This window comes from Streptomyces sp. NPDC001889, assembly GCF_053594535.1.
Window position 1 is genome coordinate 1 of sequence record NZ_JBSFER010000063.1, and the last position, 4,866, is coordinate 4,866.

Annotated in this window: 3 protein-coding genes and 2 pseudogenes; all 5 read left to right on the top strand. The window is 69.6% G+C overall.

Annotation, left to right across the window (positions count from 1 at the left end):
• Positions 1 to 102, top strand: a pseudogene (locus tag ACWCRA_RS35135) (ATP-binding protein); the annotation flags it as partial.
• Positions 103 to 440: 338 nt separating this feature from the next.
• Positions 441 to 3,662: a nitrate- and nitrite sensing domain-containing protein gene (locus ACWCRA_RS35140; RefSeq protein ID WP_451069472.1), complete on the top strand. Its 3,222-nt coding sequence runs from the start codon at positions 441 to 443 to the stop codon at positions 3,660 to 3,662.
• A 10-nt stretch (positions 3,663 to 3,672) separates the two neighbouring features.
• A complete protein-coding gene (locus tag ACWCRA_RS35145; RefSeq protein WP_009997645.1) occupies positions 3,673 to 4,086 on the top strand; it encodes a roadblock/LC7 domain-containing protein in 414 nt (137 codons plus the stop codon).
• Between the two features lie 96 nt (positions 4,087 to 4,182).
• The gene (locus ACWCRA_RS35150) at positions 4,183 to 4,737 is read left to right on the top strand and encodes a DUF742 domain-containing protein (protein WP_351559862.1); all 555 of its coding nucleotides are present in this window, start codon (positions 4,183 to 4,185) and stop codon (positions 4,735 to 4,737) included.
• Positions 4,718 to 4,866, top strand: a pseudogene (locus ACWCRA_RS35155) (ATP/GTP-binding protein); the annotation flags it as partial. The gene ACWCRA_RS35150 and the pseudogene ACWCRA_RS35155, both read left to right, overlap by 20 nt.

A 4,866-nucleotide genomic window follows, 5' to 3' on the forward strand; every position in this document is an offset into this window, starting at 1 on the left:
CCCGACACCCCCATCATCACCACCGACGCCCGCCACCGCGCCGACGCCAAAAGCGCCCTCATCACCCTCGTCGAACACGCCCTCATGGCCCGGCTCAAGTAGACAGAGACGTACGGCAGTTGTCGTAGTTATGCGCGGGGCGGACTGTGTCCTTTGACACGGCCCGCCCCCGTGTTCATAACGTTTCGACAGAGAATTACCGTGGTTCGGACACTCGATGCATACGCCCGGTACCGCTGCGCTCACATTTCCATCGCCTTTTGAAAGGGCTCGCTCTTTATGCCCGTTTTATCTGCGGGTACGATCCCTGGGAATGGCTGATTCCAACTGTTTGGAACGGACCCACTCCACATGCTGAAATTCGACGGACTTCTGAGTAGTACGGCTCCGAACGAAACACGGCACAGCGTAGGTGCCGACGCCGAGAGGTTGTTGGTCGAGTGAGGCGAAGCAAGCAGGGCTCCGCGGAGCAGCAGGCACGGGGCAACTTCACCCCGCCGCCGCGCGCAGCGGCACCCCCTGCCGCCGAGCCGACGGCCGCGCCGGCCCCGGCCGGCTCCAGCAGCCGGTTCTCCCCGCGGAACTGGCGGGTGCCCGCGCGGCTGAACGCCATCCTCCTCATCCCGGTGCTCGTGGGCCTGGTCATGGGAGGTTTTCAGGTCAAGGGCTCGATCGACACCTGGGACGAGGCGCAGAACGCGGAGCGGACGGCGCTGATCGTGCGCGCCGCGTCGCAGTACGGCGAGGCGCTGCTCGACGAGCGCGACCTCACCGCGCAGCCGCTGCTCACCGCCACCACCCCCGCGGCGCGCCGCGCCCCCGAGGTCACCAGGGCGTACACCGCCACCGACGAGGCGAAGAAGGCCTTCGACGAGGCCGTGCGGGAGCTGCCGCCCGCAGAGGGCCTGGAGCGCAGGCTCGAACTGTTCCGCGAGGAGGAGCCGGGGCTGAAGAAGCTCCGCGAGGCCGCCTACACCACCAGCCTCGACCCGGTGGCCACCGAAGAGGGCTATGTCCAGGTGCAGCACTCCCTCATGGAGTTCGCCAACGAGTTGGGGCTCGGCACCGGAAATGTGACCAGTTACGGTCGCATGGTCTACGCCATTCAACTCGCCAAGGCCGCCGAATCCCTTCAGCGCTCCATTGGTACGCACCTTCTGGTCCGCCCGAGCGACAAGCGCGATGTCTTCGCCAAGCAGACCATCGCCTTCAATTCGTACAACTACCTTGAGCAGATCGCCATCGCCGAGTTCGTCTCGGGCGGCACCCAGGCCGATACGGACCGGCTCCAGTCGGTCACCTCGGCCAAGGAGCGGGCGGCGGTCAAGAAGCTCCAGGAGAGCGGGCTGACCCCGCCCGAGGCGCGCAAGTCCTCCTTCACCGGTATGGCCGAGCGGATCGGCACCGGCGCCAAGCCGTCGAAGCTGGCCGATGAGGACATCACCGCCGAGACCTGGATGGCGGTCGCCACCGCCAAGTTCGACGCCTACAGCGAGGTCGAGGGCGACCTCGTCGACCGGGCCGTCGAGGAGGCCGTGGCCATCGCGGACGACGCCCGGCAGGACGCGATCGTCAACGCCCTGATCACCGTGGTCTCGCTGCTCGTGGCCTTCGTCCTGGCCGGGGCCGTGGCCCGCCAGATGAGCCGCTCCATGCAGCAGCTCCGCACCGCCGCCTTCGCCATCGCCGAGCAGCGGCTGCCGCTCCTGGTGGACCAGCTCTCCCGTACCGAGCCCGGCCGGGTGGACACCCGGGTGCAGCCGATCCCGATCGACACCCAGGACGAGATCGGCGAGGTCGCCCGCGCCTTCGACCAGGTGCACCGCGAGGCCGTGCGGCTCGCCTCCGAGCAGGCGATGCTGCGGGGCAATGTCAACGCCATCTTCACCAACCTCTCCCGGCGCAACCAGTCGCTGATCGAGGGCCAGCTGACCCTGATCAGCGATCTGGAGAACAGCGAGGCCGACCCGGACCAGCTGGCCGCCCTCTTCCGCCTCGACCACCTCGCGACCCGGATGCGCCGCAACGGCGAGAACCTGCTCGTCCTCGCGGGCGAGGAGCCGGGCCGGCGCTGGAACCAGCCCGTCCCGCTGGTCGACGTGCTGCGCGCCGCCTCGTCCGAGGTGGAGTCGTACGAGCGCATCGAGCTGACCGGGGTCCCCGAGACGGACATCCACGGCCAGGCCGTGACCGACCTCGTCCATCTGCTCGCGGAGCTGCTGGAGAACGCCACCGCCTTCTCCTCGCCGCAGACCAAGGTCCGGGTGACGGCCACCCGGCTCCCGGACGGCCGGATCATGATCGAGATCCATGACAAGGGCATCGGGCTGACCGCCGAGGACTTCGCGGACATCAACCACAAGCTGGCCAACCCGCCGACGGTGGACGCGGCCGTCTCCCAGCGCATGGGCCTCTTCGTGGTCGGCCGGCTCTCCGACCGGCACGGCATCCGGGTCCAGCTCCGCCCCTCGGGCGAGCAGGCGGGCACCACCTCGCTGGTGATGCTCCCGGACGCGATCACCCATGGCGGCGGTGGCGAGCCGCTGCCCAGCGACGACTTCACCGTCTCCCAGATCATCCCGGAGCAGCCGTCCTTCTCCGGGCCGCCGATGCTCACCGCGGCGGAGCTGGGCTTCGACGACTCCCGCTACGAGGAGACGCCCGCAGGCACGCCCCGGCTGGACCCTGTCAACCGCTCACTGAAGCGCGAGGAGCGGCGGGCGGCACTGGAGGCGCAGTCGCACGGCGGCGAGCGCCCCGGCCACCAGCCCCAGGAGCAGCCTTACGAGCAGGGCGGTTACGCGGCCGGTTTCGGCGGCGGGAACTACCCGGACCAGGGCTTCACCCCGCAGGAGCCCGCTCCTGCGGCCTACCCCGGCCACCTCGGCGACGGCTATCCCGACGCCGGGTACCGGACCGGGCAGCAGGGGCCTGCGGGATCTTCGGCCCAGGGCTATGCGGAGGCTGTCCCTCAGCCGCGGCAGAGTGCTCAGCCGCAGTACGAAGGCCACTTCGGCACCCAGCCCCACCAGGGCGACTGGACGGATCAGACCTCCTACCCCAGCACGTTTGAGCCGAATTTCCAGCCAGAACCGGAGTCGAATTCCACGCTTTCCGGCGGCCCCACGACCGGCCCCGAGCGCGTAGGCTTCGACCGTCCGGGCCGCTCCTCGGGCGGCGGCCACCAGCTGACCGAGGCCGGTCTGCCGCGCCGCGGTTCCCAGCAGCAGCCGCAGCCCGCGCAGCAGTCCCAGCCCCAGCAGCAGTGGCAGCAGCCCGTGGCGGAGGTCCCGCCGGCACCGGTGGGCGACCGGCCCGAGGGGACGGGCGAGGAGAGCGCGCCCGCCGGCCCCGCGGACTGGCGCTCCGCCAACGACGAGCGCTGGCAGCGGGCCGAGAAGCTGCGGGAGCCCAAGGCGGGCGGGGTCACCTCGTCCGGGCTGCCGAGGCGGGTGCCCAAGGCCAATCTCATCGAGGGCGCCGCGGAGCAGACCACTCAGCAGGGTCCCCCGATCTCCCGGGCCCCGGAGGATGTGCGCGGCAGATTGAGCAACCTGCGCCGCGGTGTCCAGCGGGGGCGCAGTGCGGGGGCGGACACGAACGGACCGGCCACTTACGATCACACCAGTGGCCCGGGCAGTACCTACAACCAGGAGCGTTAGTGTGAGCCCGATGAGCCAGGCGGCGCAGAATCTGAACTGGTTGATCACCAACTTCGTGGACAACACCCCCGGGGTGTCCCACACGGTGGTGGTCTCCGCCGACGGACTCCTGCTGGCGATGTCCGAGGGATTCCCGCGTGACCGAGCCGATCAGCTGGCGGCTGTCGCCTCCGGTCTGACCTCGCTGACCGCGGGGGCGTCGAGGATCTTCGAAGGCGGGGCCGTCAACCAGACGGTCGTGGAGATGGAGCGGGGCTTCCTGTTCATCATGTCCATCTCCGACGGTTCCTCACTGGCCGTGCTCGCCCACCCGGAGGCCGACATCGGCCTGGTGGGATACGAGATGGCCCTGCTGGTGGACCGGGCCGGGAACGTCCTGACGCCGGACCTCCGCGCGGAACTTCAGGGCAGTCTTCTCAACTAACTGGCAGACAGTGCGTTTCACGCCACCGCACCATAGGGTGCGGTGGCGCGGCTCCACAGGGACGGGAACCGGCGACTCGCAGTCGGAGGAGGAAACGTGGCAACACCCCCGGGCGGACGCCCGTATGACGGCGGTGCTCACCGGATGCCCGACGAGCGCTCCCGGCATCGCTACAGCTCTCCCTCCGCGCCGGACAGACACGGCGCCCAGCAGCCCTACGCCTCCTCGTACGAGCGGCAGCCGTACGAGCAGCAGCACTACCAGCAACAGCGGCGGGCGGCTCCCGAGCCCCCGTACCACCAGAACGCGCTCAACCCGCTGGTGCGTCCGTACGCCATGACCGGCGGACGGACCCGGCCGCGCTACCAGCTCGCCATCGAGGCGCTGGTCAGTACCACGGCCGATCCGATGAGCCTGCAAGGGCAGTTGCCCGAGCACCAGCGGATCTGCCGGCTCTGCTTCGAGATCAAGTCGGTGGCCGAGATCTCGGCGCTCCTCCATATTCCCCTCGGCGTCGCCCGGATTCTCGTCGCCGACCTGGCGGAGGCCGGCCTCGTCGCCATTCACCAGCCAGGCGGCGACGAGGCCGCCGGCGGTCAGCCAGATGTGACACTGCTCGAAAGGGTGCTCAGTGGACTTCGCAAGCTCTAGCGGCGGGGCTGCCCGCTCCACCACCAGCGCGAAAATCGTGGTGGCGGGCGGATTCGGCGTGGGCAAGACCACGTTCGTCGGCGCCGTCTCGGAGATCAACCCGCTGCGTACCGAAGCCGTCATGACGTC

What these genes read in the sequence shown, in the direction of transcription:
- ACWCRA_RS35145 (WP_009997645.1), top strand. Translation starts at nt 3,673, where the DNA reads ATGAGCCAGGCGGCGCAGAATCTGAACTGGTTGATCACCAACTTCGTG.